General features: G+C 65.6%; 24 protein-coding genes and 1 pseudogene. 18 read left to right on the forward strand and 7 right to left on the reverse strand.

The genetic code is table 11. The features are described 5' to 3' along the window. Positions 1–13: 13 nt before the first annotated feature. The 7 genes from ACWGPT_RS00815 to ACWGPT_RS00845 all read left to right on the forward strand — a co-directional run bounded on the left by ACWGPT_RS00815 (position 14) and on the right by ACWGPT_RS00845 (position 5,585). Positions 14–322 (forward strand): DUF1244 domain-containing protein, encoded by a 309-nt coding sequence (locus ACWGPT_RS00815; RefSeq protein WP_452603671.1) that lies wholly within the window; start codon positions 14–16, stop codon positions 320–322. 87 nt (positions 323–409) lie between these two features. Beyond that, a complete protein-coding gene (locus ACWGPT_RS00820) occupies positions 410–682 on the forward strand; it encodes a DUF2312 domain-containing protein (RefSeq protein ID WP_052639299.1) in 273 nt (90 codons plus the stop codon). A 205-nt stretch (positions 683–887) separates the two neighbouring features. Beyond that, positions 888–1,976, forward strand: coding sequence for an ABC transporter substrate-binding protein (locus ACWGPT_RS00825; RefSeq protein WP_452603672.1), 1,089 nt, complete (start codon positions 888–890; stop codon positions 1,974–1,976). Positions 1,977–1,983: 7 nt separating this feature from the next. After that, a complete protein-coding gene (locus ACWGPT_RS00830; protein ID WP_452604083.1) occupies positions 1,984–3,033 on the forward strand; it encodes a FecCD family ABC transporter permease in 1,050 nt (349 codons plus the stop codon). Continuing rightward, positions 3,030–3,788, forward strand: coding sequence for an ABC transporter ATP-binding protein (locus ACWGPT_RS00835; RefSeq protein WP_452603673.1), 759 nt, complete (start codon positions 3,030–3,032; stop codon positions 3,786–3,788). The genes ACWGPT_RS00830 and ACWGPT_RS00835 overlap by 4 nt, the downstream gene beginning before the upstream one ends. After that, positions 3,785–5,089, forward strand: coding sequence for a hypothetical protein (locus ACWGPT_RS00840; RefSeq protein WP_452603674.1), 1,305 nt, complete (start codon positions 3,785–3,787; stop codon positions 5,087–5,089). The genes ACWGPT_RS00835 and ACWGPT_RS00840 overlap by 4 nt, the downstream gene beginning before the upstream one ends. Continuing rightward, positions 5,082–5,585: a hypothetical protein gene (locus ACWGPT_RS00845; RefSeq protein WP_452603675.1), complete on the forward strand. Its 504-nt coding sequence runs from the start codon at positions 5,082–5,084 to the stop codon at positions 5,583–5,585. The genes ACWGPT_RS00840 and ACWGPT_RS00845 overlap by 8 nt, the downstream gene beginning before the upstream one ends. A 66-nt stretch (positions 5,586–5,651) precedes the next feature. On the opposite strand, the gene ACWGPT_RS00850 is transcribed toward ACWGPT_RS00845, so the two are convergent. Both ACWGPT_RS00850 and ACWGPT_RS00855 read right to left on the reverse strand, forming a co-directional pair. Next, on the reverse strand, positions 5,652–7,454 hold the full coding sequence (locus ACWGPT_RS00850; RefSeq protein ID WP_452603676.1) for a DUF882 domain-containing protein: 1,803 nt from the start codon (positions 7,452–7,454) through the stop codon (positions 5,652–5,654). A 188-nt stretch (positions 7,455–7,642) separates the two neighbouring features. Continuing rightward, complete coding sequence (locus ACWGPT_RS00855; protein WP_452603677.1) at positions 7,643–9,220, reverse strand: sigma-54-dependent transcriptional regulator; 1,578 nt, start codon at positions 9,218–9,220, stop codon at positions 7,643–7,645. Between the two features lie 157 nt (positions 9,221–9,377). Here ACWGPT_RS00855 and ACWGPT_RS00860 point away from each other — a divergent pair, with 157 nt between their 5' ends. From ACWGPT_RS00860 to ACWGPT_RS00870, 3 genes and pseudogenes are all read left to right on the forward strand, one after another. After that, positions 9,378–11,225, forward strand: a complete 1,848-nt coding sequence (locus tag ACWGPT_RS00860) for a M3 family oligoendopeptidase (RefSeq protein WP_452603678.1) — start codon at positions 9,378–9,380, stop codon at positions 11,223–11,225. 126 nt (positions 11,226–11,351) lie between these two features. Further along, a pseudogene (locus ACWGPT_RS00865) lies at positions 11,352–11,510 on the forward strand (aminodeoxychorismate synthase component I); the annotation flags it as partial. Next, positions 11,462–12,124 carry an aminotransferase class IV family protein gene (locus tag ACWGPT_RS00870; protein ID WP_452603679.1) on the forward strand — a complete coding sequence of 221 codons (663 nt, stop codon included), beginning with the start codon at positions 11,462–11,464 and terminating at the stop codon, positions 12,122–12,124. The pseudogene ACWGPT_RS00865 and the gene ACWGPT_RS00870, both read left to right, overlap by 49 nt. Here ACWGPT_RS00870 and ACWGPT_RS00875 read toward each other — a convergent pair. The 3 genes from ACWGPT_RS00875 to ACWGPT_RS00885 all read right to left on the reverse strand — a co-directional run bounded on the left by ACWGPT_RS00875 (position 12,121) and on the right by ACWGPT_RS00885 (position 13,811). Continuing rightward, complete coding sequence (locus ACWGPT_RS00875) at positions 12,121–12,438, reverse strand: Atu4866 domain-containing protein (RefSeq protein ID WP_452603680.1); 318 nt, start codon at positions 12,436–12,438, stop codon at positions 12,121–12,123. The two genes, ACWGPT_RS00870 and ACWGPT_RS00875, sit on opposite strands and share 4 nt — an antisense overlap. Before the next feature lie 61 nt (positions 12,439–12,499). Further along, a complete protein-coding gene (locus ACWGPT_RS00880; RefSeq protein WP_452603681.1) occupies positions 12,500–13,003 on the reverse strand; it encodes a nuclear transport factor 2 family protein in 504 nt (167 codons plus the stop codon). 85 nt (positions 13,004–13,088) lie between these two features. Next, positions 13,089–13,811, reverse strand: a complete 723-nt coding sequence (locus ACWGPT_RS00885; protein ID WP_452603682.1) for an SDR family oxidoreductase — start codon at positions 13,809–13,811, stop codon at positions 13,089–13,091. Between the two features lie 115 nt (positions 13,812–13,926). Here ACWGPT_RS00885 and ACWGPT_RS00890 point away from each other — a divergent pair, with 115 nt between their 5' ends. The 7 genes from ACWGPT_RS00890 to ACWGPT_RS00920 all read left to right on the forward strand — a co-directional run bounded on the left by ACWGPT_RS00890 (position 13,927) and on the right by ACWGPT_RS00920 (position 21,864). Next, positions 13,927–14,823, forward strand: coding sequence for a LysR family transcriptional regulator (locus tag ACWGPT_RS00890; RefSeq protein ID WP_452603683.1), 897 nt, complete (start codon positions 13,927–13,929; stop codon positions 14,821–14,823). A gap of 191 nt (positions 14,824–15,014) precedes the next feature. Next, positions 15,015–16,460 carry a homospermidine synthase gene (locus tag ACWGPT_RS00895; RefSeq protein WP_452603684.1) on the forward strand — a complete coding sequence of 482 codons (1,446 nt, stop codon included), beginning with the start codon at positions 15,015–15,017 and terminating at the stop codon, positions 16,458–16,460. Positions 16,461–16,607: 147 nt separating this feature from the next. Continuing rightward, a complete protein-coding gene (omp10, locus tag ACWGPT_RS00900; RefSeq protein ID WP_452603685.1) occupies positions 16,608–16,967 on the forward strand; it encodes an outer membrane lipoprotein Omp10 in 360 nt (119 codons plus the stop codon). Positions 16,968–17,170: 203 nt separating this feature from the next. Beyond that, a complete protein-coding gene (locus tag ACWGPT_RS00905; RefSeq protein ID WP_452603686.1) occupies positions 17,171–19,120 on the forward strand; it encodes a 5'-nucleotidase C-terminal domain-containing protein in 1,950 nt (649 codons plus the stop codon). A 126-nt stretch (positions 19,121–19,246) separates the two neighbouring features. Beyond that, positions 19,247–20,281, forward strand: coding sequence for a ferrochelatase (gene hemH / locus ACWGPT_RS00910; protein WP_452603687.1), 1,035 nt, complete (start codon positions 19,247–19,249; stop codon positions 20,279–20,281). A gap of 69 nt (positions 20,282–20,350) precedes the next feature. Beyond that, positions 20,351–21,403, forward strand: coding sequence for an SPFH domain-containing protein (locus ACWGPT_RS00915; protein WP_452603688.1), 1,053 nt, complete (start codon positions 20,351–20,353; stop codon positions 21,401–21,403). A gap of 2 nt (positions 21,404–21,405) precedes the next feature. Beyond that, the gene (locus ACWGPT_RS00920; RefSeq protein WP_452603689.1) at positions 21,406–21,864 is read left to right on the forward strand and encodes an NfeD family protein; all 459 of its coding nucleotides are present in this window, start codon (positions 21,406–21,408) and stop codon (positions 21,862–21,864) included. 1 nt (position 21,865) lies between these two features. Here ACWGPT_RS00920 and ACWGPT_RS00925 read toward each other — a convergent pair whose 3' ends face one another. Further along, positions 21,866–22,861: a KpsF/GutQ family sugar-phosphate isomerase gene (locus ACWGPT_RS00925; protein WP_452603690.1), complete on the reverse strand. Its 996-nt coding sequence runs from the start codon at positions 22,859–22,861 to the stop codon at positions 21,866–21,868. 133 nt (positions 22,862–22,994) lie between these two features. Between ACWGPT_RS00925 and ACWGPT_RS00930 the strand changes: the two genes are divergently transcribed. Further along, complete coding sequence (locus ACWGPT_RS00930) at positions 22,995–24,506, forward strand: outer membrane beta-barrel protein (protein WP_452603691.1); 1,512 nt, start codon at positions 22,995–22,997, stop codon at positions 24,504–24,506. Between the two features lie 47 nt (positions 24,507–24,553). On the opposite strand, the gene galU is transcribed toward ACWGPT_RS00930, so the two are convergent. After that, entirely contained in the window at positions 24,554–25,447 is an 894-nt protein-coding gene (gene galU / locus ACWGPT_RS00935; RefSeq protein ID WP_452603692.1) for a UTP--glucose-1-phosphate uridylyltransferase GalU, read from the reverse strand. Between the last annotated feature and the right edge of the window lie 169 nt (positions 25,448–25,616).

Below are 25,616 nucleotides of genomic sequence, written 5' to 3' on the forward strand. Positions count from 1 at the left end.
GAAGGAGAAGGCCATGAGCGGACTGACGCAACAGCAGCAGACGGAGTTCGAGGCAGCCGCCTTCCGCCGTCTCGTCCGGCACCTGCGCGAACGCACCGACGTGCAGAACATCGACCTGATGAACCTCGGCGGCTTCTGCCGCAACTGCCTTTCCAACTGGTATCGCGACGCCGCCATCGCCGCGGGTGTCGAGATGACCAAGGACCAGTCGCGCGAGATCGTCTACGGCATGCCCTACGAGGAGTGGAAGAAGCTCCACCAGAACGAGGCTTCCGGCGATCAAAAAGCCGCATTTGATATAAACAAGCCTGTTGATCACTGAGGCCGCCGTCGATTCGGCTTGACCTCGGCCGCCCTTCGCGGCAGGTGACGGACCAATCTCAGAACGCACTACACACAGGAGACCTCGATGTCTGATGCTCATGGCGTCGCCCGCGACCAACTCCGCGCATTTGTCGAGCGCATCGAACGACTGGAAGAAGAAAAGAAGACGATCGCCGACGATATCAAGGACGTCTACGGCGAAGCCAAGTCCATGGGCTTCGACACCAAGATCCTCAAGAAGGTGATCGCGCTGCGCAAGAAGGACGATCAGGAGCGTATGGAAGAGGAACTGATCCTCGACACCTACCTGCAGGCGCTCGGCATGATCGAAGGCGCGCCGGAAGCCGACGCAGCCTGAGGCGATCCCCCTTTTCAAAATTCCAAGATTTCCGGAGCCCCGGCATTGCGCTCAATGCCGGGGCTTTCGACGTGCGCACGCCGGATGATCTTGCGCAAATTGCCGCACACGCGGCCCGCTTTTCCCCTTAATCTTGACAGGTAAAGTCACGTTTGTCATTTGACCGAAACAAGATAACGAACATCAAGTTTAGGTCTTCATCCCCGTGCCAAATCTGTCCAGCTCGCTCAAAACCCTGGTTTCCATCGCGGCCCTCGCCTCCGCGGTTCCGGCCTTCGCCGACCCGATCACCATCACCGATCAGGAAAACCGCACCATAACGCTGGAAAAGCCGGCGGAACGGATCGCCTCCATTCCGATGCCCATCGCCTCGACCATCATCTCGATCGACGGCGGCGCCTCCCGGCTGGTCGGCATGAACCCGGCCTCCAAGCAGGCCATCCTCGACGGCATTCTCGGCAAGATCTTCCCCGAGACCGAAGCGGGGCCCGCCGACATCACCGCGCCGAACTTCATCCCGAACGTCGAGGAACTGGCCGCAACCAATCCCGATCTCGTCGTACAGTGGGCCGACCGGGGCCCGGATTTCGTCGATCCGATCACCAATGCCGGCCTTACCGCCATGCTGATCTCCTACGGCACCGAGGAGAAGACGCAGCAGTACCACCAGATGCTGGCAACCGCGATGGGCAAGCCGGAACGCGCCGAGATGATCAACGGCTGGCGCGACCAGGTCGCCGCCGAGATGGCGGAGAAATCGCAGGCCATTCCCGCCGACAAAAAGCCGAAGGTTCTCTACCTGCTGCGTGCCCAGGAAACGATGACCGCCTCTGGCGACAAGGGCAACTACAACAGCTTCTACATCAATCTTGCCGGCGGCACGTCCGCCTCGGCGGAACTCGACGGCCAGGGCGTGACGATCAGCGCCGAGCAGATCGCCGAATGGGATCCGGACGTGATCCTGCTCAACAGCTTCGAGCCGACGCTGGACGCAAGCCGCGTCTACGACGACCCGATCCTGTCGCTCACCAAGGCGGCGCAGGCACGCAAGGTCTACAAGATGCCGCTCGGCGGCTATCGCTGGGATCCGCCGAACCAGGAAAGCCCGCTGACATGGATGTGGCTCGCCAACCTCCTGCACCCCGACGTCTTCCAGTACGACCTGCGGGCCGAAATGAAGAAGGCCTACAAGTCGCTCTACGACTACGACCTGACCGAAGAGGACATCGACGGTATCCTGGGGATCGACAAGCAGGCCGACGCTGCCAACTACGCGCAGTTCAAGGCGAAGTAGGGTGAGCATGGCGGTGCCGACGGTTGTCGAGCGCCGGGCGTCCCCGGTCCTGAAGATCGGTGCGTTCGGCGCCATGGTGCTGGTTCTCCTGGCATCCATGCTGTTTGCGATCGGCGCGGGCCGCTTCTCCGTCGACATCTGGCGGATCGGCGAGATCCTTCTTGCCGCCGTCCTTAATCCGGGCGCCGCGATCGAGCAGATGGACGAGCGCATCGTGCTGCTTGTCCGCCTTCCCCGCGTGCTCCTCGCGGCACTTTCGGGCGCCGCCCTCGCCGTCGGCGGGGCCGCCCTCCAGGGCGTCTTCCGCAACCCGCTCGTCTCGCCGCAGGTCCTCGGCATCAGCCAGGGCGCGGCCTTCGGCGGCGCGCTCGCCATCTTCTTCGGCTATGCCGGCATCGTGCTCCTGGGCCTCTCCTTCTTCCTCGGCCTCTCCGCCCTCGTCCTCGTCGGCCTGCTTGCACGCATCAACGGCCGCACCGAGGTCATCACGGTCATCCTCGCCGGAATGATCATCGGCGCCCTCTTTGCCGCGCTCGTCTCGATCGTCCAGTTCTTCGCGGATCCCAACACGTCGCTCCCCGCCATCGTCTACTGGCTGATGGGCTCCTTCTCGACCGCGACCTGGCCGCGCCTCTGGCTCGCCGTTCCCGGCATGGCGATCGGCCTCGCCATCATCTGGCTGCTGCGCTACCGGCTGAACCTCCTGGCGCTCGACGAGCAGGAGGCCCGCTCGCTCGGCGTCAATCCCGACCGCGAGCGCTGGTTCGTCTTCGTCGCCATCTCGCTCATGACCGGGACATCGGTTGCCGTCGCCGGCATCATCGGCTGGATCGGCCTCGTGGTGCCGCATGCCGCGCGCATCCTCGTCGGCGAGGATCACCGGGCGCTGATCCCTGCCTCCGCCCTCCTTGGCGCCGCATATCTCACCTTCATCGACACCCTGGCGCGCACCCTGACGGCGGCCGAGATCCCGCTCAGCGTGCTGACCGCTCTGATCGGAGCGCCGGTCTTCGGCTACCTGCTGCGCCGCCATTTCTGCGAGGCCAACAGGGCATGATCGGACTGCAGAACGCGAGCGTCGCCTTCGGAAGCCGCACGCTCTTCTCAGACGTCACCTTCAGCGTTCCGGTCGGCCGCTCGATGGCGGTGCTCGGTCCTAACGGGCGCGGCAAGACCACGCTCCTGCGCGCGCTTCTCGGTTTCCTGCCGCTGGCGGAGGGCAGGCGCGAGGCGCCGCCGGTCGCCGGCTACGTGCCGCAGCACGGCTCCTCCCAGGCAAAGCTCACCGGGCTCGAAGTGGTCGTGATGGGGCGTGCCGCCCGCCTCGGCCTGTTCGGACAGCCCGGACAGCAGGATCGCGCCGCCGCGGAGGCGGCCCTCGTCGAGGTCGGCGCCTGCCACCTCGCCGAGATGCCCTACGACCGCATGTCGGGCGGCCAGCGGCAGATGGTGCTGATCGCCCGGGCGCTTGCCACGGGTTCGCCGGCGCTCGTGTTCGACGAGCCGACCTCGGCGCTCGATCTCGGCAACCAGTCGCGGACGCTGGAACTCCTCAACCTCCTCCGGCAGCGCCGCGACAAGGCGATCCTGTTCACCACCCACGATCCGAACCACGCGCTGGCCGCGGCCGACGACGTGCTTCTGATGATGCCGGATGGCAAAGAAATCCACGGTCCCGTCGCCGAGATGATCCAGCCCGACAAGCTGTCCGAACTCTACGGCGTCTCCATGCGCTGGGTGGAGGTGACGGGCGCCCGTGGCGAACAGAGACGGGCCATCCTGCCCGCATTTTCCGGAATAGAAGCCGCATGACGACCATCTACCTGAAATCCGCCCATGAAGGGCCCTCCGAAGCAGTCCGCGAAGCCGCCGCGCGCGGCGAGGTGATTATCGTCGACCAGCCGGACCTGACGCCCGAATTGCTGGTGACCCACAAGGGGCTGATCACCGGCAACCAGCTCGACCAGAACGCCATGATGGCGATGAAGCCGGCGCTTGCCGCCTTCCTCGATGCCGGCGGACGCTGGTTCTTCAACGGCCACATGGTGCGGCCGCTGCTCGACGGCGTGGCCCAGTACCGGCCGATCGAGGCACCGAAACGCCCCGATTTCGACCTTTCCTCCATCAACCCGCATCCGGTCTATGCCGGGATCGACCTGAAGCAGATCGAGACCAACAAGGGCGTGGCCGGTTTCTATGGCCGTGGCTGCAATCCGCTGCCGGAAGGCGCGGTGGCCGTCAACGGGCTCGGCCCGGCCAGGGTGCCGGTCGACTGGGTCTGGGCAAGGCCGTCGGGCGGTCGGGTCTTCTCCCATGCCGGCAACGACCTCGGGACGCTCGGCATGGAATGGGGCCTCGCCCCCGAACTGTCACGCCGCATCATCGCATGGACGAACGGCGGCGCCTGCCTCGATCCGTGGCCGGAAGATCCCGCTCGTCCGGCAGGCGACCTGCCGCTCGCCCCGGCAGAAACCTATGGCGGCCCGCGCATGTCGCAAGAAGCCGGCCGCAGGATCGTCGCGCCCTCCTCGGGCACCTATTACAGTATCCGCAGCCTCGAAGGTCCGCGCTATACCGAAGCCTTCGACGTCATCTGCGCCCCGGAAGACCTCGCTTCGGTCCTCTCTCCGACGGATGTGCTCTGGGTTCCCTGCCGGACGCCCGCCCAGCGCATGATCGCCCAAAAGGAGACGGTCGCAGCCCATCTTGCGGGGGGCGGCACGGTGGTCGCTCTCGGCGAAAGCCGCTCCGACCTATGGCTCCCCAATGTCCGCTTCACGGCCACCCCGACGAACTGGTGGTGGTGGCTGGAGCCCGGTGCCGACCTCGGCGTCGAGATCGCCCGACCCGGCCATCCCCTGCTGGAGGGCATGGAGAAGGCGGACGTGACCTGGCATCTCCACGGCTGGTTCGACGCACCGGAAGGTGCGGACGTGCTGGTGCGCGACGGGCAAGGACGCGCCATCCTCTATGTGGACGAGGTTTCGACCGCCGGGCGGATGATCGTCTCCTCGCTCGATCCGATGTTCCACCACGGCTCGCACTTCATGCCCGCCACCACGCGGTTCCTCGACCGCTTCATCCCCAATCTGAAGAGATATACGAATGAATGACACCATCACCGTCGCGGAGAACGGCAAGCCCCTCACCTTCTCCTTCGACTCGATCAACGACTATCACGGTCGCGGCTTTCCCGGCGGCGTGGTGCATGGCCTGAAGGCCATGCAGGCTGCCTTCCCGCGCCTTTCCGCCGAACCGCTGGAGCGTCGCGAAATCCATGTCCTGACGTCCTTTTCCGGCCCCGGCGGACGCGATGCCATCGAGATGGTCACCCGCGCCCTGACCGACAACCGCCTGGAGATCGACTGGAGCATCGGCGGCAGCGACGTGATCACCGAGCCGCCCGGGCCCTATGTCTGGCGCTTCACCTATCACGGCAGGACGGTCGAGGCACGCATCAGGCCCGGCCACGTGCGCGAGGAATTCGTCACCCTCGGCGCCAGGAAGGACAAGACGCCGGAAGAAGTGGCGCGCCACGAATACCTGAAGACCGAAATGGCCGAGCGCCTGCTGCCGCTGCCGGCGGAGGAAATCTACCTGGTCGAATAGCCCCGGTCGCAAGCCATGAAAAAAGCCGCCCTCGGGCGGCTTTTTTTGTATCCGTTTTTCGTCAGGCTACTGCTTGACCGGGGTCTTCGGGCTGAACCGGTTCGGGTCGATCGTGGCGACCTTCGTTACCGGCTTGAAGCCGCTCGAGGCGTAGCCCGCCGTGTACTCCGTGCTCAGCGTGCGGGTGACGACCCGCGGAGCCTTCACCGAAGCGACCTCGGAGAGGCGATTGTTGCTCACGGCCCATTTCGCCAGCATGTCTTCCGTCAGCGCGCCACCGGTTTCCGACTTCGCGCCGGCTCCGCTGCGGCCGCCCTTGGTGGGAACCGGAACCTGCTGCGGCGCGTCGAAACCGTCGCCGAAGCGCATGTCGGCGACCGGGACGCCGGCCGGAAGGGAGGCCACATCGACCGGCCTTTCGGCGGCAGCCGGGGCGCCAGAAGGAAGCGTCGAGCGGGCATAGGCGCCGCTCTGCGCGAGCGCGGCGATCACCGCCGGCGTCAGCGCCTGCTGTTCGCCGAGATCGCCTTCGCTCTCGGGATCGATCGCCGCGGATGCCAGGAGCGTCTCCGCGCCAGACGGACGGGCGGCGGGAAGCGGAACGGCGGACAGTGCCGCCTCGGGCAGCACGCCACCCACGGATGCGGTCATCACGCCGGCTTCGGCATCGCCCTTGAGGCCGCGCGGGCCGAGAAGGGTGGGAACGGGGATCGCATATTTCTGGAGGTCGGCGAAGGCCTCGCCTTCGGCCTCGGCGGCCGGCACCGGCTGGGCCGGAAGTGCTGCGGCGAGCGCCTCCTGCGCCGTGTTGCGGGCCGGGGAATAGAGGGCCGTGGCCAGCCCGCCAGGTCCGCCGTCGTTGCGGAACGAGGGGCGCGTCTGCGGCACGGGAGCGGCGATCGTCTCTACGCCGGGAAGATCCTGCGGCTGTGCGGCCGCGACCATGACGGGCTCTGCGACCTGGGCTGCCGGTGCAGCCGGGACGGCCGGAGCCGGGCGGTCCGCGGGTGCGGGTGCGGCGATTGCATCGGCATCCTCGTCCTCGTCGCCACCGCCGAACAGCATGGCCAGGAGATTGGGCCGCTTCTTTTCGGAACTGCCGCCCGAGGTGCTGGCGATCTCGATCTGCGCGCCGGAGCTGACGCGCTTCTTGTAGCTGGCAAGGGCCTGCGCATAGCCGGGCAGCGGCTTGCCGTCGGACGGAAGGTGGACCGTGTTGCCGTCGGGGAAGAGGTTGACCAGTTCCTGACGGCTCATGCGCGGCCAGGCGCGCACGCCGCCGACATCGAGGTGCACGAAGGGCGATCCGGAGCTCGGATAATAGCCGACGCCGCCGCCCTGCATCTTGATCGCAAGCGCGCGAAGGGTGGAGAGCTTGACGCCGGGAATATAGAAATCCATCGCCTTGCCGAGCATGTGCTGGCTGTTCTTGGCCACGCCCTTGCTGCGCGAGCGCAGCATGCCGTTGGTGGTCGGCGAGCGGTAGGCGGACACGACGTGGATATAGTCGTTCCCGCCGCTGCGCCGATAGACTTCCCAGACGAGGTCGAGGAGGCGCGGATCCATTTTGGTGGGTTCGTTGCGACGCCAGTCGCGCAACATGTGGTTGATCTGCTGCAGGCCCTTGGGATCGAACTTGCCGTTGCGCTTGAAGACGATGTTGGCACGCTCTTTCGTGTGGACGAAATAGAGCTTCAGGCTGCGCGTTTCGGCAGCGGCCTCGACGGCGGATACGGACAATAGCGGAAGAGAGAGACATCCGGCGATGACGAGCGACGCGGCACCCGTCACGAGCGACTTCAGGAAGGCGGCCGCGTGGCCGCGCGTGCCGGCGCCATCCGGCGTTTCGTTCGCTTTCAGATCCTGCAAGGCTGTCCCCGTCCTGTCGACAACTTCCCTCGTCGTCGTTGATGACTGTCAATTGCGGTGAGACGATGGCAAATTTGCCACACAATCACAAGCATCTCTCGAAGAGTCAATAAATCGCTACCAAGAGAGTGACGGAGGGTGGCAGAACATCCTTGCGCGAAGGTTAACGATCCCTAATGGAGCTGAGGTCAGGCGGCTTCCTTCAGCGGGTTGTCGGGGTCGATGCCGTAGTCCTTCAGCTTCCGGTAGAGCGTCGAGCGGCCGATCCCCAGCTTTCGGGCCACCTGGCTCATCTGGCCGCGGTAGAATTTCAGTGCAAAACGAATGAGTTCCTCCTCGACGTCGGCGAGCTTGCGCACGTCTCCGGCCGGATCCGTGCTCGAGATCACGTTCGCGGACGTCGGGTAGGCGGCGGCGAGAAGCGCGCGCGGATCGGGACGGGCCGGCTGCGTCGGACGCCCGATGAAGACGTCGGAGGCGTCGATCGTCGCCGTCGGGGACGACGCCTGGCGTATTTGCGAAATCCTCTGGGCGGCCGTCGGGGCCTTCGTCGCCTGCCTCAATTCCTCCGAGCGGAATTCGGGCAATTGCGCGGCGATTTGAGGGAAGTCCGCCTCCGTCAGCTCGTCCGTCTTGGCCAGGACGATCGCCCGGAAGACCGCATTCTCGAGTTCGCGGATATTGCCCGGCCAGTCGTGGGCGGTGAGCAGGGCCATCGCCGCCGGACCGACGGTGACGGGCCGCGCCAGCTTCTGCTCCAGCGAGAACCGCTCCGCAAAGACGCGGGCGAGATGCGGGATGTCCTCCTTGCGGCGGCGCAAGGCGGGGATGGTGATCGGGAAGACGTTGAGGCGGTAGTAGAGATCTTCCCGGAAGCGCCCTTCCCTCACCTCCTCGATGAGGTCCTTGTTGGTCGCCGAGATCAGCCGGACATTGACCTGCTGCACCCTGGAGGAGCCGACGGTTTCGATCTCGCCCTGCTGGACGGCGCGCAGGAGCCTTACCTGCACGTCCAGCGGAAGTGCGCCGATCTCGTCGAGGAAGAGCGTGCCGCCGTCGGCTTCGACGAACTTGCCCGTCTGCCGTTCGGTCGCGCCCGTGAAGGCACCCTTCTCGTGGCCGAACAGGACGCTTTCCACCATGTTTTCGGGAATGGCGCCGCAGTTGACGGTGATGAACGGCTTGCCGGCGCGGTCGCCCTCGGAGCGGATCGCCCGGGCGATCAGTTCCTTGCCGACGCCCGATTCGCCTTCGAGCACGACCGGGATCGACGAGTGGGCGGCGCGCTGCGCCAGTTCGATGACGCGCAGCATTTCGGGGCTTGCGGAAACGATGTCGCTGAACGTGGCCGAGCCGCCGCGCGACCGGCGCGCGGGCTCGCTCCGGCCTTCGCCGCGATCGACCGTCAGGGCATTGGCGACGGAGGCGGCGATGCGCTCGGGCGTGACCGGCTTGACGACGAAATCGAAGGCGCCCGCCCGCATGGCCTCCACGACGGTCTCTATTCCGCCGCGTCCCGCCTGCACGATCACCGGCGTCTCGATGCCGGCTTCGCGGATCGCCTGGAGAAAGCCTGTTCCATCGAACCCAGGCATCGTCAGGTCGAGCACCATGACGCCGATCTGGTCGCCGCCCCTCCTCAGGACGTCGAGGCCACGCGCAGCGTCATCGACCGTGTGAACCACGTGTCCGTGCTGCTCGAGCGCGTTCTTCAACAGGCGGCGCTGAACAAGGTCGTCATCAATTACAAGGATTTGGGCAATCATGCTCGGCTCCCGACATCATTCATAATGTCCAACAAGGGCTTCGTATGCCGGGGTTGTGGCAGATAGGCTTGAACATCCTCTTTTGAGAAACTCTTGCATTTTAACGGCCGTCACGGAAAACAGGGCGGCGATACGAGGAATGGAAAGGAACCGGGCGATGCTCCGTCACAACCCACCGATGGCCATGCAGTCATCCGCAGAACATGCAGCGACCGATCCGGCGCTCGGACTGCTGCCGGTCTGGAAGCTTTCGGATCTCTACGCCTCCCGCGAGGCCCCCGAATTCAAGGCCGACATGGAGCGGGCGACGGAACTTTCGAAGGAATTCGAGGCGAAGTGGAAGGGCAAGCTCGCCGACGCCGCCACGAAGACGGGCGAGGCCGGTCTTGGCCAGGCGCTTGCCGATTACGAGGCGCTGGAAGACCTGCTTGGCAAGATCGGCTCCTTTGCCGGCCTCACCTATTTCTCCGACACGTCGAACCCGGAGAACGGCAAGTTCTATGGCGACGTCCAGTCGAAGCTCACGGATCTTTCCGCCCATCTCCTGTTCTTCGCGCTGGAACTCAACCGGATCGACGACGCGGTCGTGGATGCCGCCATGGACCGCGATCCCCAGGCGGGCCACTATCGCCCCTGGATCGTCGACCTGCGCCAGGACAAGCCCTACCAGTTGGAGGACAGGCTTGAGCAGCTCTTCCTCGAAAAGTCGATGACGAGCGCCGCCGCCTTCAACCGCCTCTTCGACGAGACGATGGCCGAACTGCGCTTCGAGGTCGACGGCGAGAAGCTGCCGCTGGAGATCACCCTCAACATGCTGCAGGAACCGGAGGAGCCGGTGCGTCGCAAGGCGGCCGAAGCGCTCTCCAGGACATTCCGGGAGAACATCCGCACCTTTACGCTGATCACCAACACACTCGCCAAGGACAAGGAGATCTCCGACCGCTGGCGCGGCTTCGAGGACATCGCCGACAGTCGCCACCTTGCCAACCGGGTGGAACGCGAGGTCGTGGATGCGCTGGCGGCGGCGGTGCGCGAGGCCTATCCGCGTCTCTCCCACCGCTACTACCGGATGAAGGCGAAGTGGCTCGGCATGGACCGGATGAACTTCTGGGACCGCAATGCGCCGCTTCCCGAGACGCCGAAGGCGCTGATCTCGTGGCCGGACGCAAGGGAGACCGTGCTTTCCGCCTATGCGGGCTTTGCCCCGGAAATGGCCGAGATCGCCCGCCGCTTCTTCGACGAGGAATGGATCGACGCGCCCGTCCGTCCCGGCAAGGCGCCCGGCGCCTTCGCCCATCCGACCGTCCCCTCGGCCCACCCCTACGTCCTCGTCAACTACATGGGCAAGCCGCGCGACGTGATGACGCTCGCCCATGAACTCGGCCACGGTGTGCACCAGGTTCTGGCCGGCGGACAGGGCGCGCTGATGGCGCAGACGCCGCTGACGCTCGCCGAGACCGCCTCCGTCTTCGGCGAGATGCTGACCTTCCGCGCCCTTCTCGACAAGACGAAGGACAAGCGCGAGCGCAAGGCCATGCTCGCCCAGAAGGTCGAGGACATGATCAATACGGTCGTGCGCCAGATCGCCTTCTACGAGTTCGAGCGCAAGCTCCACACCGCCCGCAAGGAGGGCGAGCTGACCTCCGACCAGATCGGCGAACTCTGGCTGTCGGTGCAGGAAGAAAGCCTTGGGCCGGCGATCCGCATCTCGGAAGGCTATGAGAACTGGTGGACCTACATCCCCCACTTCATCCACTCGCCTTTCTACGTCTACGCCTATGCCTTCGGAGACTGCCTGGTGAACTCGCTCTACGCGGTCTACCAGAATGCCGAACCCGGCTTCCAGCAGAAGTATTTCGAGCTTCTGAAGGCCGGCGGCACCAAGCATCACTCCGAACTCCTGGCTCCCTTCGGCCTCGACGCCACCGATCCGTCCTTCTGGTCGAAGGGCCTTTCGATGATCGAGGGCCTGATCGACGAACTCGAGGCGCTGGACGAGACGTAGGCGGCAGGGTCCACGGTCGTCTCGCAGCACCGGCTCGCGATTGTCCTGTGCCCCCCCTCTCCTCTCGTTGGGGAGAGGGATCACGACGGTGTTGCGTGGACGGCCGGCTTCACACGAAGGCCGGGGCGGTTTTCCCTCGCCTTTCACGCGCTCACCCTTTTCAACGGCGGCGATGCCGTCTTCAATGGCGGCGGAGGAATCATGATCGATTCGAGAGCCGGGACGGAATATCAGGAATGTCTTCTAAAGGCCCGGCCCGCAGCCGGCAGTCAGGTGATCTCTCGCTGGTCGAGACCCTCCGCTGGGAGCCGGAAACGGGATTCCCGCGGCTCGACCATCACATCCGCCGGCTGAAGCGCTCGGCCGACGCGCTCGGATTCCTCTCGCCCGTCGATCCCGAGACGGCGCTGAAACTTGCCGTCGGCGGCGATGCCCCGCTCCGGGTGCGCCTTGCCGTCACCTATCGCGGCCGCACCGAAGTCACCACCGCGCCCTTCGAGCCGGAGCCGGAAGGCAAGGTCTGGCGCCTGCGCATCGCCTCGCAGCGGCTCTCCTCCGACGACGCCTTCCTCCGCCACAAGACGACCCGCCGCGACCTCTATGACGCGGCCCGCGCCGAGTTCCCGACAGAAGAGGCGGACGAGGTGATCCTCCTCAACGAACGCGGCGAAGTCTGCGAGGGGACGATCACCAACCTCTTCGTCGATGCCGGCGAGAACGTTCTCCTGACCCCTGCGCTGTCGAGCGGCCTGCTTCCCGGCATCCTGCGCGCCGAACTGATCCGCGAAGGAAGGGCGCGTTCGGAAGTGCTGAAGCCGGCGGCTCTCGCAAACCGCCGGCTCTTCGTCGGCAATGCGCTCCGGGGACTGATCCCCGCGGCACTGGTCGAGGCCGGCTAGGGCCTCCGGCGCAGGATCATGCCGCCGTGGTGCAGCGTGTCGTTGTCGACGAACTCGCCGTCGGCGGTAAAGCCGGTATCGTCCCAGTAGTCGATGTGGTTGCCGGTGACCACGTAGCGGCCCTGATAGGCACTCTCGCGATCGCCGCGGGCCTCGTCGTATCGGCCGTTGGGAAGAAGCTCGTGGCGGACCCGGTTGTCGTCCGTGACCCACATTCCGACATAGGGGTGCTGGTTCTGCATCTGTGTCTCCTGGGAGTTCGCCGGCAAGCCCGAAAGCAGAAGGCCGGCGGCAATTGCGGTTGCTCTGATCATGATCGATTTCCTCTTCGGTGGATGGAGCATGACTGCATGGATCGAGGGGATACCCCGAGCCTTAGGGGAGGCGCGGTTCGTTGTTGTCGACGACCTCCTGGTAGGCCGCGAGGTCGAGGAAGGCTTCGGCTTCCACCACCGAACCGTCCTCCATCCGGAATATCCAGACGAAGCTGTTGTTGTAGGGATGGCCCCCGGTTGTCGTGGAGGACGCGTCGAAACGGATGATGACCCGGTCGCCGACCGCCCATATGTGATGGACCTCGGGCACGAGAGGCGTGCTCAGCCGGCTCACCAGCGGGCGGGACCCCCGCTCCACGAAATCTTCCACGCCATTGTAGGTACCGGCGACCGGACCGGAGCCGTGGATGGTCCAGGCGACGTCGTCGGCGAGGATTTCGAAGACGTTGCCGCCTGTCGACCATTCGTCGAAGGCCTCGCGGACGATGGCCTCGTTCTCTGCGGCCGCGTCGGCGGCCGGTGCCTGGGCAAAGGCCGGCGTCAGGCTTGCGGAAAAGACCAGAGCGACGAGAAGTTCGCGAAGGCCGATGAATGAATGGGGCATGGGAACAGTCCTTTCATGGCTTGGTCCCCGCAAGGGTGGATCACCGGGTGCGGCGGGACCCGACCGCAACCGGATTTAAAGCCGTTCAGTTGGGCGACCGCGTCGGACGCACGACGATCTCGCTGACATCGACGTCTTCCGGCTGCTCGATGGCAAATCGGACGGCCCGGCCGATCGCGTCCGGCTTGAGCGCAATCGCGCGGTAGCTCGTCATCGCCTCGGCGGCGGTAGGATCGGTGATCGTCGAGGCAAGCTCGCTTTCCACCACGCCCGGATGGATGCAGGTGACGCGGATATCCTCCCGCTCCTGCCGCAGGCCCTCGGAAATGGCCCGCACGGCGAACTTGGTGGCGCAATAGACGGCAGCCGTCGGGGAAACGGTGAGCGCGCCGATCGAGGCGATGTTGATGATATGGCCGGAGCCCCGCTCCGTCATTTCGGGCAGGACGGCGGCGATCCCGTAGAGGACGCCCTTGATGTTGACGTCGACCATCCGGTCCCATTCCTCGACCTTCAACGCGGCCATTGGCGACAGTGGCATCAGGCCGGCATTGTTGACGATGACGTCGACGCGGCCGAACTCGTCGCGCGCGGCCTGCGCAAAGGCGGCGACATCGTCCCGGTCGGTGACGTCGAGGCGACGGGTCGCGACCCTTCCGCCAAAGCTGCGGATTTCCTCCGCAAGCTCGTCCAGCCGCTCGGTGCGGCGCGCGCCGAGTATGAGGGTCGCGCCGGCCCTGCCGAGTTCGCGGGCGATGCCGGCGCCGATGCCGCTGGAGGCTCCCGTGATGAGCACGATCTTGTCCATGGTTCTTTCCTTCTCTCGTTTTCGCCCGGCGTCCGGGCTTGAAGGAAAGGTAAAGGCTCGCCATTGTGCCCGGTAGCCGCCTCGAGCTTTGCGGATTGGTAAGGAGCGCTAACCAATGACCCCCGACCTCAATGCCCTGGCCGTCTTCATCACGGTGGCGGAAGAGAAGAACTTCCGGGCGACCGCCGACCGGCTCGGCGTCACCCGCGCCGCGGTCAGCCAGGTCATGCGGAAACTGGAGGAGACGATGGGCATCGCGCTCGTCAACCGCACCACTCGCAGCGTCTCGTTGACGGAAGCCGGGGAGCGGCTCTACGCCGAGGCCGCGCCGGCGCTCGCCGGCATGCATGCCGCGATCGAGGCGGCCGGCAGCCTGCGCGACGGACCCCGGGGCCAGTTGAACCTCGCCGTATCCTCGATTGCCGAAAGCTTCCTGTCCGGCCCGCTCCTCGCGTCGTTCGCGGAGGCAAACCCGGAGGTGAAGCTCCATGTCACCGTCACCGACGAGGAGTTCGATATCGTCGAGAAGGGTTACGACGCCGGCGTGCGGCTCGGCGAGGTGATCGCGCAGGACATGATCGCCGTCCCCGTCTCCGGCCCGCAGCGACAGCTCGCGGTCGCGTCTCCCGACTATCTTCGCCGCGCCGGCACGCCGCAGCACCCCCGGGATCTCACGCAGCACCGCACGATCGGCTGGCGCACCGGCGCCGGCCGCGCCTCCTACCGGTGGGAGTTCGCGGAGGACGGCAAGGAATTCTCGGTTGCCGTCGGCGATTACATCACCACGACGGACATGGCGCTAATGACCCGGCTCGCCGTCGCCGGTGCGGGCATCAGCTTCGGCATGGAAGAGACGTTCCTGCCCTTCATCGCGCGCGGCGAACTGGTGCCGCTTCTGGAGGACTACGGCCCGCGCTTCCCGGGCTTCTACCTCTACTATCCGAGCCGTCGCCACATGGCGCCCAAGCTGCGGGCACTGGTCGATCACCTGCGGCGCCACCGCTCGACCTGACCCTATGTCCGCGACGCTGTCGGACTGCGAAAGACGCCCGGATCGCCGTTTTCTGGCCCCTTTTTGCAACCTCTTTATTGTGACGGGGATTTGTGATCTAGAGCGCCGGCATTTTGCGATCAGCGCTCTCATCGTTCCCTGTCGGCCAAGCGGCGCAGCGGCGTGATGCCGAGGCGGCGAAGGAGAGATACATGTCTGAACAGAAATACCCTGTGCATGGCGAGATTACAGGCCCGATCGTGATGATCGGCTTCGGCTCCATCGGTCGCGGAACGCTGCCGCTGATCGAGCGTCACTTCAAGTTCGACAAGAGCCGGATGGTCGTCATCGATCCCCGCGACGACGGCGCTGACATCCTTGCCCGGCACGGCATCAGGCATGTCCGGGCACATGTCACCCGGGACAATTACAAGGAACTCCTGAAGCCGCTCCTGATGGAAGGCGGCGGCCAGGGCTTCTGCGTCAATCTCTCGGTCGACACCGGGTCGCTCGACCTCATGAAGTTCTGCCGCAAGCTGGACGTGCTCTACATCGATACCGTCGTCGAGCCCTGGCTCGGCTTCTACTTCGATACCTCGGTGAAGAATTCCGAGCGCACCAACTACGCGCTGCGCGAGACCGTCCGTCGCGAGAAGGCGAAGAACCCCGGCGGCACTACCGCCGTCTCCACCTGCGGCGCCAACCCGGGCATGGTCTCCTGGTTCGTCAAGCAGGCGCTGGTCGATCTCGCCAACGAGACGGGGCTGAAGTTCGACGAACCGTCGGCGGACGACCGCGAGGGCTGGGCGAAGCTGATGAAGAAGCTCGGCGTCAAGGGCGTCCACATCGCCGAGCGCGACACGCAGCGCGCCAAGAATCCCAAGCCGCTGAACGTCTTCTGGAACACCTGGTCGGTCGAGGGCTTCATCGCCGAAGGCCTGCAGCCGTCGGAGCTCGGCTGGGGCACCCATGAAAAGTGGATGCCGAAGAACGCCCGCAAGCACAAGAAGGGCTGCCAGGCGGCGATCTATCTCGAACAGCCCGGCGCCAATACCCGCGTGCGCAGCTGGTGCCCGACGCCCGGCCCGCAATACGGCTTCCTGGTCACCCACAACGAGGCGATCTCGATCGCCGACTACTACACGGTGCGCGACAAGCACGGCGAGGTCACCTATCGCCCGACCTGCCACTACGCCTACCATCCCTGCAACGACGCCGTGCTGTCGCTGCACGAGATGTTCGGCAATGGCGGCCATGCCCAGCCCGTCCAGCACGTCCTCGACGAGGACGAACTGGTGGACGGCGTCGATGAACTCGGCGTGCTGCTCTACGGCCACGAGAAGAACGCCTACTGGTTCGGCTCGCGTCTGTCGCTGGAGGAAACCCGCCGCATCGCCCCCTACCAGAATGCCACCGGCATGCAGGTGACCTCCGCGGTCCTCGCCGGCATGGTCTGGGCGCTCGAGAACCCGAAGGCGGGCATCGTCGAGGCCGACGAGGTGGACTACAAGCGCTGCCTGGAAGTCCAGCGCCCCTATCTCGGACCGGTCGAGGGCCACTATACCGACTGGACCCCGCTGGACGGACGCCCCGGCCTCTTCCCGGAGGACATCGACACGTCCGACCCCTGGCAGTTCCGCAACGTTCTGGTGCGCTGAACGGCGCCGACACGAAGGAGGGAGGAGGCGGCCTATCGCCTCTCCCTTGTTGAAAGAACCCGAAAAAGGCTGCGAAATATCCGAATCTGCATTAGATACGATTGTTAACGCTAATAATCAGACGGTCGAACCGCGGGAGACCCCGACATGAAACTGCAAGCGATCATCGCGATCATCGCTGCCGCCACACTGACTGCCTGCGTCTCCAACCCGCCGCCGCGACTGCCGCAGCAGGCGCAGCCGCAGGGTGTCGAAGGCGCATGGGTCGATCCCAACGGGATCGTGTCCACCTTCCAGGGCGGCACCTTCAACACCCGCTCGACCGACAGCAACACGCTTCTCGCTTCCGGCAGCTACGTCAACCTGTCGCCGACCCTCGTCGAGATCAGCATGACGTCGCTCGTCCGCAACACCCAGTCGCGGGTCAACTGCGCGCTGGTCTCGCCGAGCCAGCTGAACTGCACGCAGGACAGCGGGGCCCAGTTCTCGCTCACCCGCCGCAGCTGATATCGCTCCCGGCACCGATCCCGAAAACCCCGCCAGTGGCGGGGTTTTCTCGTTACGGGCAAGCCCTTTCCGCTACGCCGGGCGCCGCACTTTCCCCCTTGCAGTCGCAATGCCTTGATGAAAACATGCCCCGTCGCCGGTCGTGGGACCACGGGATCGGGCGTCGGATCGTGATGCGAATGCGACAACAGGAGAGAGAGACAATGATGAAGACAGTGAGACTGGGGCTGATGACAGCCTCGGCGGTTGCCCTCCTTGCCGGCAGCGCGCTGGCCGACTACGAGCTCAATATCCTCCATATCAACGACCTCCACTCGCGCATCGAACCGATCAACAAGTACGATTCAACCTGCTCGGACGAGGAAGCGTCGAAGAACGAGTGCTTCGGCGGCATCGCCCGCGTGAAGACCGCGATCGACACCCGCCGCGGCGAGCTGCAGGGCAAGAACGTGCTGGTCCTTGACGCCGGCGACCAGTTCCAGGGCTCGCTGTTCTACAGCATGTTCAAGAGCGGACCGATCGCCGACTTCATGAACGGCATGGGCTTCGACGCCATGGCGATCGGCAACCACGAATTCGACGACGGACCGGAGGAACTGCTCAAGTTCATCGAGGCGTCCGAATTCCCGATCATCTCCGGAAACACCATCGCCGCAGAGGGAAGCATCCTGGCCGGCAAGTACGACCCCTACATCATCAAGGACCTGGGCGGCGAGAAGGTCGCCGTCGTCTCCGTTCTCGCCACCGATACCGACGAGACCTCCGCGCCCGGCGACCAGATCACCTTCGAGGACGAGGTCGAATACCTCAAGAAGGCGGTCGCCGATCTCCAGGGCCAGGGCATCGACAAGATCATCGTGCTCTCGCATGTGGGCTATGAACGCGACAAGCAGATCGCCGCGGCCGTTGACGGCATAGACGTCATCGTCGGCGGCCACAGCCATACCCTGCTCTCCAGCACCGACGACAAGGCCTCCGGTCCCTACCCGACGCTGGTCAAGAACCCCGCCGGTACCGATGTGCCGATCGTGCAGGCCTATGCCTATTCCAAATACCTCGGCGACCTGAAGGTCGTGTTCGACGACAACGGGGCGGTGAAGTCCGTCGAGGGCGCGCCGAAACTCCTCGATTCCTCCGTCGTGGACGATGCGGGCTACGCCGCCAAGGTCAAGGAACTCGGCCTGCCGCTGGAGGAACTGAAGCAGAAGGTCGTCGGCGAGACGCAGAACGTGATCGTCGGCGATCGCAATGTCTGCCGCATCCAGGAATGCACCATGGGCAACCTGGTCGCCGATGCGCAGCTCGACCGCGTCAAGGACCAGGGCATCACCATCTCGATCGCCAACGGCGGCGGGCTGCGCGCCTCGATCGACCGCGGCGGCGTGACCATGGGCGAAGTGCTCACCGTCCTGCCCTTCCAGAACACGATCGCGACGTTCCAGATCAAGGGATCAGACCTGCGCGCCGCACTCGAAAACGGCGTCAGCCAGATCGAGGAGGGCGCGGGCCGCTTCCCGCAGGTGGCCGGAATGAAGTACTCCTTCGACAGGTCGAAGCCGGCAGGCGAACGGATCGTCGATGTTCAGGTCAGGGAAGGCGAGGCCTTCGTGCCCCTCGACCCGGAAAAGACCTATGGCGTCGTCACCAACAACTACGTCCGCGCCGGCGGCGACGGCTTCGACATCTTCGAGAGCAATGCCATCAACCCCTATGACTTCGGGCCGAACCTGGAGCAGGCGGTCGCCGAATACCTGACCAACAACAACCCCTACCAGCCCTATACCGACGGGCGGATCACCGATGTGACCCCGGTAGGGGCGCCCGCAGGAGCTCCGGCGGAGACGACAGCCCAGGCGCCTGCAACCTCCGCACCCGCAACCTCCGCGCCGGCGGCTCCCGCGACCACGACACCGGCAACCCCTGCACCGGCCGCCCCTGCGCCGGCAGCCCCTGCGCCGGCCGCCGGAACCGCCGCCCCTGCCGGCTCGGCCGCTGCGGGCACCTACACCGTGGTCCGCGGAGATTCCCTTTGGAAGATCGCCGAGGCGACCTATGGCGACGGCATGATGTGGACGAAGATCGCCGAGGCCAACAACCTGCGCGATGCCGACCACCTGGAAGTCGGGCAGGAGCTGCGCCTGCCGCCCCGGTAAGACGATTTGTCTCGCGTTGCGGTCCGGCCCGGGGCTTCCCCGGGCCGTTTTTTGTTTCTAGATAGAAACCGAAATCACGTCGGCACCGTATAGGTGCCTGACGTCCCGAAGAATGGAATTTCACACATGAACGCCGTGCCCAGCCACCTTCCCCCCGATCACCCCAAGGTCAAGTTCGGCAAGGTGGGCGTGCTTCTCGTCAATCTCGGAACGCCGGACGGCACCGACTACTGGTCGATGCGCCGCTACCTGGCCGAGTTCCTGTCCGATCGCCGCGTCATCGAATGGTCGCGGCTCTACTGGTACCCGATCCTGCATGGCATCGTCCTCAGCAAGCGGCCGCAGAAGGTCGGCAAGGCCTATGAGGAGATCTGGAACAAGGACCTCGACGAGAGCTACCTGCGGACCTATACCCGCAACCAGGGCGAGCTGATGGCCGAGCGCCTGAAGGACCTGCCGAACGTCGTCGTCGACTGGGCGATGCGCTACGGCAAGCCCTCGATCGCCTCGAAGATCGACGCCCTCCATGCGCAGGGCTGCGAGAAGATCCTGCTCTTCCCGCTCTATCCGCAATATTCGGCCTCGACGACGGCAACCGTCAACGACAAGGCCTTCGAGCACCTGATGAAGATGCGCTGGCAGCCCGCCGTGCGCACCGTCCCGCCCTATCACGACGATCCCGTCTACATCGACGCCCTCGCCGTCTCGGTGGAGAAGGCCCTGGCCAAGGTGGACTGGGAGCCGGAAATGCTGGTGGCCTCCTTCCACGGCATCCCGGAATCCTATTTTAAACAGGGCGATCCCTACCACTGCCACTGTCAGAAGACCGGCCGGCTGCTGCGCGAGCGCCTCGGCCTGCCGAAGGAAAAGTTCATGGTTACCTTCCAGTCCCGCTTCGGGCCGGAGGAGTGGCTGCAGCCCTATACCGACAAGACCATGGAGAAGCTCGGCGACCAGGGCATCAAGCGCATCGCCGTGATGAACCCCGGCTTCGTGTCGGACTGCCTGGAAACGCTGGAAGAGATCGCCGGCGAAGCGGGCGAGATCTTCCAGCACCACGGTGGCGAGAAGTTCCTGCACATCCCCTGTCTCAACGACAGCCAGGAAGGCATGGGCGTCCTCGAAAACGTCGTCCGCCGGGAGCTTCAGGGCTGGGTCTGACCTCTTCCGTTTGATCCTCGGCGCGAACGTGTTACTCCAGTCTCAAACTTTTCGAGCTGGGGGGCAGCCATGCTGGGCGGCTTTGATATCGTCGTTATCGCCATCGTACTTCTCGTCATCCTGGTGCTCTTCGCCGGGATCAAGACCGTGCCGCAGGGCTATCGCTATACCGTCGAGCGGTTCGGGCGCTACACCCGCACCCTCGATCCCGGCCTGAACCTGATCACGCCCTTCATCGAGCGCATCGGCGCGCGCATGAACGTCATGGAACAGGTCCTCGACGTCCCGACCCAGGAAGTCATCACCAAGGACAATGCCAGCGTCTCCGCCGATGCGGTGGCCTTCTATCAGGTGCTCAATCCCGCCCAGGCCGCCTACCAGATCGCCGACCTGAAGAATGCCATCCAGAACCTCACCATGACCAACATCCGCTCGGTCATGGGTTCGATGGACCTGGACGAGCTTCTCTCCAACCGCGAGGTCATCAACGAGCGGCTTCTGCACGTCGTCGACGAGGCGGTCGGCCCCTGGGGCATCAAGGTCACCCGCGTCGAGATCAAGGACATCCAGCCGCCGGAAGACCTCGTGGAAGCCATGGGACGGCAGATGAAGGCCGAACGCGAGAAGCGCGCACAGGTCCTGGAGGCAGAAGGTGCCCGCAACGCCCAGATCCTGCGGGCGGAAGGCGCCAAGCAGGCCGCCGTCCTCAAGGCGGAAGGCGAACGGGAAGCGGCCTTCCGCGAGGCGGAAGCCCGCGAGCGCCTGGCCGAGGCCGAGGCCAGGGCAACCCGGTCGGTATCCGAGGCAATCGCGCTCGGCGACGTGCAGGCGATCAACTACTTCGTGGCGCAGAAATACACCGAGGCACTGGCGGAAATCGGCAGGGCGCCGAACTCCAAGATCGTCCTCATGCCGATGGAGGCCTCCTCGCTGATCGGCTCGCTGGGCGGCATCGGAGCGATCGCCAGGGAGGTCTTCGGCGATGGTGACGGTCCGGCAAGAGCACGCCCGCTCGCACCCCCGCCGCAGTCGCCCGCAGCGCCGCCTCGTCCTTCGGCGACGGCCCCTGCCCGCGCCGCCACGCCGGCCGTCAATCCCTTCGCTCCGCGGACCGAGACCTGACCATGCTGCACGCACTCGCCGCCAATCTCGGGCCCTGGAGCTGGTGGATCGTCGGGATCCTGCTCCTTGCCGCCGAACTCGCCGCCCCGGGCGTCTTCCTGATCTGGATCGGCGCCGCCGCGATCGTCGTCGGCATGCTCTCGCTCGTCCTCTGGGATGCCGCCATCTGGTCGTGGCAGCTGCAGTTCGTGCTCTTCGCAGCGCTCGCTGCCGTCCTCGCCGTCGCGGGACGGCGCTTCTACGCAAGGAAGGAAGCGAGCGACCAGCCCTATCTCAACCGGCGCGGCGAAAGCCTCGTCGGCCGCACCGCGACGCTGCACGAGCCGATCACCGAGGGTCGCGGCCGCATACGGCTCGACGACACGTGGTGGCCGGTCATGGGGCCGGACCTGCCGGCGGGAACGCGGGTGACGGTGATCTCGGCCGACGGCCGGGACCTGCGGGTGGAGGCCGTCGCCTAGTTCAGGCGACGCCGACGCGCAGGAGATCGTGGAAGTGGACGATGCCGACCGGCCGGCTCTCGTCGTCCACGACGATCAGCGCGGAAATATTGTACTGGTTGAGCAGCGCCATGGCGCTCGTCGCGAGCGTCCGTTCCTTCACCGTCTTCGGATCCGGCGTCATGATGTCGTCGACGATCATGGACGTGAGGTTGAGGTTCAGGCCGCGGGCAAGGTCGCCGTCGGTCAGGACGCCGCACAGGCGCCCTTCCTCGTCGACGACGCCGACGCAGCCGAAGCGCATCTCGGCCAGCGTCATCACTGCCGTCGGGACCGGCGTCCCCTTCTTCACCAGCGGAACGCGGCTGCCCGTATGCATGATGTCGCCGATATGGCTCAGCATGGCGCCGAGCTTGCCGCCCGGATGGAAGACGCGGAAGTCGAGCGCGGTAAACCCGCGGGCTTCCAGCAGCGCGACCGCGAGCGCATCGCCGAGCGCGAGTTGCAGGAGCGTGGACGTGGTGGGCGCCAGCCCGTGCGGGCAGGCCTCCTGCACCTTGGGCAGGAGGAGCGCGATGCTCGCCTCCCGCGCAAGGGTCGATACCTCGCCCGCCGTCAGCGCGATCAGGGGAATGGAGAAGCGCCGGCAATAGCCGACGATGCTCTGCAGTTCGGCCGTCTCGCCGCTCCAGGACACCGCAAGGACGACGTCGTCGCGGGAAATCATCCCGAGATCGCCATGGCTCGCCTCTGCTGCATGGACGAAGGATGCCGGCGTACCGGTGGAAGCCAGCGAGGCCGCGAGCTTCGCGCCGATATGTCCGCTCTTGCCGACGCCGGAGACGATCACCCGGCCCTTCAGGCCGAGGATCAGGTCGACGGCCTGCCGGAAGGGCTCCGAAAGCCCGTTCTGCAGGGCCTGCTCGAGGGCGTCCAGCCCTTCCCTCTCCACCAGGATCGTGCGCAGTGCAGACCCGATGACGGATGTCTCGCTCACCTGTAGTGCTTTCTGTGTCATGGCGCGGCATCTAGCGCTTTTGCGCCCGAAAGTCCATCGGGACGATCCCGGCCGGCCTCTCCAGAACCAAGTGTTAACCACGAGGCTTTACGTTCGCGTAACCGCTGCACGAACGGGCATCTGGATGGAGAGAATGGACAAGCAAGGCGAAAGACCTGTGCGGCGCCTGCCGGCACTGGCCGTGCTGCTTGCCTGCACGTCCCTGCTGACGCCTGCGTCTCCGCTTGCCCAGACGTCCTACCCGGCGGGCTCCGCGACGACGGGCGCCTCGCCCGCGCAGACTTCGGCGACGGGCAGTGCCGTCCCTCTCGGCACCTCCCTCGCCGCCGCCCCCCTCGCCCCGCCTGCCCCAGGCATTCCCGCGACTGATCCGGCGGCTTCCGCCAGCGACGCTCCTTCGCTTGCCACCGGCGCCATCCCGCAGCAGGCGACGCCGGGTCCATCCGAAGAAGACCTGTTCCTCGCCTACGAGGAGGACCTGGACGCCGGCGTCGATGCGGTGGAGCCGGGCGAACCGCCTCTGGTTCCCGCCGATCCGACCGGCATCCGGCTCGGCACCTTCATGCTCCGCCCCTCGGTCGGCACCAGCGTCAACCGCGAGACGATCCGCAACGGCGACCTCAAGACCGAGCGCGACTACCTCGCCACCGTCGTCCGCGGCACGCTCACCTCCGACTGGGCGCGGCACGAGCTGGCGATCATCGGCGAAGGCACGTTCGAACGCGATATCGGCGGCCGCGACGATTTCGAGCCGGAAGGCCGCGTCGACGGCATACTGCGGCTCGATCTCGCCGACGAGACGATCGCCAACATCACGGCCGGCTACGGCTTCGAGCGCGAGGACAATGACGATCCGAACGCGATCGGTGGCGCCAGCGTCCAGTCCGGCGTCCACCAGTATGACGGCGGCCTCTCGCTCGAGCGCAGCGCCGGGCTGATCCACGGTCTCGCCGGGATCGGCGTCCGCCGGGAAGTCTACTCCGATGCCGAGCTGCAGGACGGTTCCTCGCTCGACCTCGGCGACCGCAACCGGACGGTCGTCGACGGCCGCCTGAGGCTCGGCTACGAGCTGTCGCCGGCGCTCATCCCCTTCGTGGAAGTGGGCGGCGGGCGCAGCCTCTACGACGACCGCTACGATTCCGCCGGCTACGAGCGCTCGTCCTGGCGCTACGCGGCGCGCGCCGGCGTGGAATTCGATCTCGGCGAGAAGCTGCGGGGCGAACTGGCCGCCGGCTACCGGCACGCCGACTACGACGACGCAAGGCTCGAGGACCTCGGCGGCGTGACCTTCGACGGACGGACCGTGTGGTCTCCGCGACGGGGAACCGATGTCGAGCTGGCGCTCCGCACGACGCTTCAGGATGCCACCGCGCCCGGCGCGAGCGGCTGGACGGAATACGACCTTGCCGCGGTAGTGACGCAGCAGCTGCGCCACCGGCTGGTCGGACGCCTCGTCGGCGGCACCGTCTTGCGCGATTTCCCCGAAGGCGACAACGAGACCACGTGGCTTGCGGGCGCCGGGCTTGCCTGGGCGATCAACCCTTATCTCGATCTTACCGGCGATCTCGAATACGAGCACACGCTGCGCACCGGCGGCGACACGAGCACCTGGCGGGCCGGCATGGGCCTCACCCTCCGCAGATAAGAAAATGCCCGGCGTGAACCGGGCATCATGGTCGTCGTTTCGAGGGCTCAGCGTCCCTCTGTCAGCCGCGCCACCATGTCCTTGAGCGGCCCTTCGATTGCCGGGCGGATGTCGCCGCGCTGGAGCGCGAAGGCGAGGTTCGCCAGGATGAAGCCATCCTTGGCCCCGCAGTCGAAGGTCTCGCCCTTGAAGTGATAGCCGGCGAATTCCTGGCTCTTGGCAAGCGCCAGCATGCCGTCGGTCAACTGGATCTCGTTGCCCGCACCGCGCTCCTGGGTCTCCAGGATGCCGAAGATCTCCGGCTGCAGGATGTAGCGGCCGTTGATATAGAAGTTGGAAGGGGCGGTCCCCTTGGCCGGCTTCTCGACCATCTCGGTGATCTTGAAGCCCTCGCCGACCTGTTCGCCAACGCCGACGATGCCGTACTTGTGGGCCATGTCCGGGTCGCATTCCTCGACCGCCAGCACGTTGCCGCCTGTCTCTTCGTAAAGCTCGACCATGCCCTTCAGGCAGCTCTTCTCCGACGACATGATCATGTCGGGAAGCAGCACGGCGAAAGGTTCGTTGCCGACGATGTCACGGGCGCACCAGACGGCGTGGCCGAGGCCGAGCGGCACCTGCTGGCGCGTGAAGCTCGCCGTGCCGGCTGTCGGCAGAAGGTCGGCGAGCAGGCTGAGTTCGGCATTCTTGTTGCGCTCGCGCAGCATCTGTTCGAGTTCGAACTGGATGTCGAAATAGTCCTCGATGACGCCCTTGCCGCGCCCGGTCACGAACACGAAGTGCTCGATCCCCGCTTCCGCGGCCTCGTCGACGACGTACTGGATCACCGGCTTGTCGACGACCGTCAGCATTTCCTTTGGCACGGCCTTCGTCGCCGGCAGGAACCGCGTTCCAAGCCCGGCTACGGGAAACACTGCCTTGCGTATCTTCTTCTGTGCCACGCACACCTCCTGAAGTACTCCGTCGGGGAGCCAACTCACAATCGCGTCATCTAGTCAAGAATTGCTACGAAACCGTGACCGATGACGGGACCGGCTTCCTATGGTAAAGGGTTTGTTGACTCTGTTCTGTTATTCATTCGTTAAGTCGAACATCACGTTCGGCCGAGGA

The organism is Pseudorhizobium sp. NPDC055634 (assembly GCF_053618655.1).

Excerpts from the sequence above, each read along its gene's own strand:
- ACWGPT_RS00840 (WP_452603674.1), top strand. The coding sequence starts at position 3,785 with ATGACGACCATCTACCTGAAATCCGCCCATGAAGGGCCCTCCGAAGCA.
- ACWGPT_RS00875 (WP_452603680.1), bottom strand. The coding sequence starts at position 12,438 with ATGATCAGAGCAACCGCAATTGCCGCCGGCCTTCTGCTTTCGGGCTTG.
- ACWGPT_RS00880 (WP_452603681.1), bottom strand. The coding sequence starts at position 13,003 with ATGCCCCATTCATTCATCGGCCTTCGCGAACTTCTCGTCGCTCTGGTC.
- ACWGPT_RS00830 (WP_452604083.1), top strand. The coding sequence starts at position 1,984 with ATGGCGGTGCCGACGGTTGTCGAGCGCCGGGCGTCCCCGGTCCTGAAG.
- ACWGPT_RS00930 (WP_452603691.1), top strand. The coding sequence starts at position 22,995 with ATGGACAAGCAAGGCGAAAGACCTGTGCGGCGCCTGCCGGCACTGGCC.
- ACWGPT_RS00815 (WP_452603671.1), top strand. The coding sequence starts at position 14 with ATGAGCGGACTGACGCAACAGCAGCAGACGGAGTTCGAGGCAGCCGCC.
- ACWGPT_RS00895 (WP_452603684.1), top strand. The coding sequence starts at position 15,015 with ATGTCTGAACAGAAATACCCTGTGCATGGCGAGATTACAGGCCCGATC.
- ACWGPT_RS00905 (WP_452603686.1), top strand. The coding sequence starts at position 17,171 with ATGATGAAGACAGTGAGACTGGGGCTGATGACAGCCTCGGCGGTTGCC.
- ACWGPT_RS00820 (WP_052639299.1), top strand. The coding sequence starts at position 410 with ATGTCTGATGCTCATGGCGTCGCCCGCGACCAACTCCGCGCATTTGTC.
- ACWGPT_RS00855 (WP_452603677.1), bottom strand. The coding sequence starts at position 9,220 with ATGATTGCCCAAATCCTTGTAATTGATGACGACCTTGTTCAGCGCCGC.
- ACWGPT_RS00860 (WP_452603678.1), top strand. The coding sequence starts at position 9,378 with ATGCTCCGTCACAACCCACCGATGGCCATGCAGTCATCCGCAGAACAT.
- ACWGPT_RS00890 (WP_452603683.1), top strand. The coding sequence starts at position 13,927 with ATGACCCCCGACCTCAATGCCCTGGCCGTCTTCATCACGGTGGCGGAA.
- ACWGPT_RS00915 (WP_452603688.1), top strand. The coding sequence starts at position 20,351 with ATGCTGGGCGGCTTTGATATCGTCGTTATCGCCATCGTACTTCTCGTC.
- ACWGPT_RS00845 (WP_452603675.1), top strand. The coding sequence starts at position 5,082 with ATGAATGACACCATCACCGTCGCGGAGAACGGCAAGCCCCTCACCTTC.
- omp10 (WP_452603685.1), top strand. The coding sequence starts at position 16,608 with ATGAAACTGCAAGCGATCATCGCGATCATCGCTGCCGCCACACTGACT.
- ACWGPT_RS00835 (WP_452603673.1), top strand. The coding sequence starts at position 3,030 with ATGATCGGACTGCAGAACGCGAGCGTCGCCTTCGGAAGCCGCACGCTC.
- ACWGPT_RS00885 (WP_452603682.1), bottom strand. The coding sequence starts at position 13,811 with ATGGACAAGATCGTGCTCATCACGGGAGCCTCCAGCGGCATCGGCGCC.
- ACWGPT_RS00920 (WP_452603689.1), top strand. The coding sequence starts at position 21,406 with ATGCTGCACGCACTCGCCGCCAATCTCGGGCCCTGGAGCTGGTGGATC.
- ACWGPT_RS00870 (WP_452603679.1), top strand. The coding sequence starts at position 11,462 with ATGTCTTCTAAAGGCCCGGCCCGCAGCCGGCAGTCAGGTGATCTCTCG.
- ACWGPT_RS00925 (WP_452603690.1), bottom strand. The coding sequence starts at position 22,861 with ATGACACAGAAAGCACTACAGGTGAGCGAGACATCCGTCATCGGGTCT.
- hemH (WP_452603687.1), top strand. The coding sequence starts at position 19,247 with ATGAACGCCGTGCCCAGCCACCTTCCCCCCGATCACCCCAAGGTCAAG.